The sequence below is a fragment of the Faecalibacterium sp. Marseille-Q4137 genome (genome assembly GCF_017377535.1).
Classification (GTDB): Bacteria; Bacillota; Clostridia; order Oscillospirales; family Ruminococcaceae; genus Faecalibacterium; species Faecalibacterium duncaniae.
Window position 1 is genome coordinate 1 of record NZ_JAFREK010000082.1, and the last position, 4,131, is coordinate 4,131.

Consider the following 4,131-nt stretch of genomic DNA (forward strand, 5'->3'; position numbering starts at 1 on the left):
ACGCCATGCCAAGGGCCCCACTATTAGGGGGGCTGGCACGCGGAGCGTGACTGAGAGGTTTAGCCGATGGTTTGCTCTACTGCTTCCCCCTCTTCCAACACGATTGCCCCATCCACCGTGCAGTCGGCGGTCCAGTGCTGGCCGGTGTGGGCCGTGCCGGAGGCGATCTGGTTGGCGAGGGCCTGTTCCACGGCGCGGTCCACCTGCCGCCGCAGCTCCCGGGCCCCATAGGGCGAGCGCGCCCTTGCGGCCAGCACCGCCCCCACCCGGGGCGTATGGGTCAGCTGATACCCATTGCGGGCGGCACGGGCTTCCAGCTGGCCCAGCAGCTTTTCGGCAATGGCACACAGGCTGTCCTCGGCAAGGGGACGGAACACGATGAGCTCATCCAGCCGCCCCACCAGCTCGGGCCGGAACCACTTTTTGGCTTCCTCAATGGCCTGGGCCGACTGCTTCTCGAACACGGCCTCGCTGCCCGCCGCAAAGCCCAGCGGGGCGCTCTGCCCGGCCAGAAAGCGTGCCCCCAGGTTGGAGGTGAGCAGGACGATGGTATTGCGGAAATCGGCCTTGCGGCCCATGGCATCGGTGAGCTGGCCGTCCTCCAGGATCTGCAGCAGGATGTTCTGGATGTCCGGGTGGGCCTTTTCGATCTCGTCAAAGAGCACCACGCTGTACGGGCGGCGGCGGACGGCTTCGGTGAGCTGACCGCCCTCATCGTGGCCAAGGTAGCCCGGAGGCGCGCCCAGCAGGCGGGCCGTGGTGTGCTGCTCCTGATACTCCGACATATCGAACTTGAGCAGGGCCTTTTCGCTGCCGAACCAGCTGGCAGCAAGGGCCTTGGCAAGGGCGGTCTTGCCCACGCCGGTGGGCCCCAGAAAGAGCATGGCCCCCATGGGGCGGCCCGGCTCCCCCAACCCGGTGCGGCTGCGCCGGATGGCCCCGGCCACCGCCGCCACGGCCTTCTGCTGGCCCACGATCTCGGCGTTGAGGCGGGATTCCAGCTTGTCCAGCCGTTCCCGCTCCTTCTCCCCCACCCGCTCTACGGGCACGCCGCTGGCCTGCGCCACCACCCGGGCAATGTCCTCCCGGGTGAGGGTGGGATCTGCTTTTCCCTCCCGCTCGGCACGGATGCGGGCAGCGGCACAGGCCTCGTCCACAAGGTCGATGGCCTTATCGGGCAGGAAGCGCCCCGGCAGGTACCGCACCGAGAGCTCCACGGCCTCCCGCAGTGTCTCGGGCGGCAGATGCACGCTGTGGTACCGCTCGTAGCGGGGGGCAAGCCCCTCCAGGATTGCTGCAGCCTGTGCCGGGGTGGGCTCCTCGATCTGCACCCGGCCAAAGCGGCGCTCCAGCGCGGCATCTTTCTGGATATGGGTGCGGAACTCCTGATCGGTGGTGGCCCCGATGAGCTGCAGCTCCCCCCGGGCCAGCACGGGCTTCAGGATGCTGGCGGCATCAATGGCTCCCTCTGCCGCGCCGGCTCCCACGATGGTGTGGAACTCGTCCACAAACAGGATGGCGCTGCCGTCCCGCACAAGCTCCTCCAGAAGGGTCTTGAACCGCTCCTCAAAGTCGCCCCGGTACTTGGTGCCCGCCACAAGGCTGGCCATATCCAGCGCCAGCAGCCGCCGCCCCTGCAGCATCCGGGGCACGTTCCGGCTGGCGATGCGCTGGGCAAGGCCCTCGGCAAGGGCCGTTTTGCCCACGCCCGGCTCCCCCACCAGACAGGGGTTGTTCTTCTGGCGGCGGCACAGGATCTCCACCATCCGGTCCAGCTCCGCATCCCGGCAGAACACCGGGTCCAGCTCGCCGTCCACTGCGCGGCGGGTCAGGTCGCGGCAATACTTATCGCTGGCGCGGCTGCCCCGGGGCATGGCGCTGGCCCGGGGCGTACCAGGCAGGATGAACTGCCCCGAGATCTGGCGGCACTCCCGCACGGCCTCGGCCAGCTGCACCCCCATGGAGGCCAGCAGCACCCCCGCCGCGCAGTCGGTATCCTCCAGCATGGCGCAGAGCAGGTGCTCCGGCTCCGCCTTGGGCAGGTGGGCGTTCTGTGCCCCGATGAGGGCATAATCCATAGCCCGGCGCAGATCTGGGGCCAGCGCCTTTCTGTCCAGCTGGCGGGCCGGGCTGGTGCGGCCCTCGGCCAGCTGGCGGCGCACGGCGGGCTCGGTGATGTTCTTGCCCGCCAGAAACCGCCCCGCCGGGCCGCGGTCGGTCTGCAGCATGGCAAGCAGCAGGTGCCCGGTATCCGCCCGGGCACAGCCCATGCTGCCCGCAAGCTCCACGGCTTCGTCCAGCAGCAGCCCTGCCTCCCGCGAAAACCCCTTGTGTCTGCCCATGCCGAATGCTTCCCAAATGCTCATGCTCTGCTCCTTGCTGTATTGTTTCATACACAGCAAAGTATAGGCTCAACCTCCACGAAAAAAACAGCAATTTGTGTCAGGCCGCAAAGGCAAAGCTTTGGGGCTCAACCCCCCAGTCGCCTGCGGCGACAGCCCCCCTAATAGTGGGGCCCTTGGCATTTCGTAAAGCTCGCCCTCTTTGCCAAGGCCGCCCCTATTAGGGGCGGTGGCATTGCGAAGCAATGACGGTGGGGTTTAACATCGCCAGCAGCCCGCAGAGAGGATGGATCGCGCTGCACAGCAAAAAAGCGCCGTGCAATGCACGACGCTTTCTCTGCGTTGATGGTTACATCTCTGCCAGGGCCTTTTTCAGGTTCTTGGCGATCTGATCGGGGCAGCTGGTGGGGCGGGGGCCGCAGGTGGTACCCTCCATGCGGGCAATGGCATCCTCAGCCTTCATGCCCTTGAGCAGGCGGCTGATGCCCTTGAGGTTGCCGTTGCAGCCGCCGATGACCTCAACGGACTCGATGGTGTGGTCATCGTTCAGCACGATGTTGGTCTGCTTGGAACAGGTACCCACATTGGGGAAACTGAAAGATTTGCTCATGGAAAACATCCTCTCTTTTTGACTTGCCTGCATTATACTACAAAAACCACGTTCCTGCAAGGGGCGGAACCTGCCCTCTTTGCCAAGGGCTCCCCCTTCGGGGGAGCTGTCGAGCAAAGCGAGACTGAGAGGGTGAGGATGCTCACGGACTTTACCGAACTCACCCTCTCCGTCATTGCTGACGCAATGCCACCTCTCCCGAAGGGCGAGGCCTTGGCAGTTCTCATAAGAATGCTCAAATCGGTTTACTTTTTTCTCTTCCTCGCCAGCTCCTCGATCCGCGCGATCTGGTCATCGGGGGTGGTGCAGGTGCCCACGGGGTAGACCTTTTTGTGGTTGGCCCCGTGGAAGTCGGTGCCGCCGGTGTGGATGAGGTGATACTGCCCACAGAGGGCGGCACACTCGGCCTTGTCCTCGGGGCTGTTGCTGGGGTGGTCGATCTCGATGCCGTCCACCATCCCCTCCCTGACCAGTTCCCGGAGCAGGGGCATACTCTTGTACACGGTGGGGTGGGCGAACACCACCACGGCACCGGCGGCTCTGGCCGTGGCCAGCACCTCCCGCACCGGGATATACTCGGGCGAGTGGAGCACCCTGCCCCGCGGGTTCCAGCCGAACAGCTCATGGTAGCGCTCGCCGTAGATGCTGTCGGCAAGGCCCAGCTCCCGCAGCGCCTGCATGATGCCGCTCTTATAGAGCACGCCGCTGTCTCTGGCGTATTCCAGCGCCTGCTCGGTGCGGAACTGGGGGAAAATGGCTTCCAGCTCCCGGGCGCTCTGCAAACAGCACTCGTTGCGGCGCTGGCGCATGATATCGCAGTGGCGGCGCAGGGCCTCGCTCTCGGGGTCGGGCCAGTAGGCCAGCAGGTGGACCCGGTGCTGGCGCTCGTAATCGTAACCGGTGAGCTCGGTGGCCGGGATGAGCTTTACCCCATCCTGCACCGGGTGGTCGTAGGCATACTGCACGCTGCGCAGCGTATCGTGGTCAGAAATGGCCATGGCATCCAGCCCCACCCGGGCTGCCATCAGGGGCAGCCGGGCCACGGGCACGGAACCGTCGGAATAGGTGGTGTGGTTGTGTAGATCGCCGGGCATGGGATGGAACCTCCTGAGAATAAAACGGATAACCCCACCGTCATTGCTTCGCAATGCCACCGCCCCTAATAGGGGCGGCCTTGGC

Annotated in this window: 3 protein-coding genes; all 3 read right to left on the minus strand. The window is 65.5% G+C overall.

Annotated elements, in window-relative coordinates:
* Positions 1-59: 59 nt before the first annotated feature.
* The gene (locus J3353_RS15680) at positions 60-2,366 is read right to left on the minus strand and encodes an ATP-dependent Clp protease ATP-binding subunit (protein ID WP_117504427.1); all 2,307 of its coding nucleotides are present in this window, start codon (positions 2,364-2,366) and stop codon (positions 60-62) included.
* A 325-nt stretch (positions 2,367-2,691) separates the two neighbouring features.
* The gene (locus J3353_RS15685) at positions 2,692-2,952 is read right to left on the minus strand and encodes a TIGR03905 family TSCPD domain-containing protein (protein WP_035394508.1); all 261 of its coding nucleotides are present in this window, start codon (positions 2,950-2,952) and stop codon (positions 2,692-2,694) included.
* Between the two features lie 245 nt (positions 2,953-3,197).
* A complete protein-coding gene (locus J3353_RS15690; RefSeq protein WP_097770749.1) occupies positions 3,198-4,046 on the minus strand; it encodes a PHP domain-containing protein in 849 nt (282 codons plus the stop codon).
* Positions 4,047-4,131: the final 85 nt, after the last annotated feature.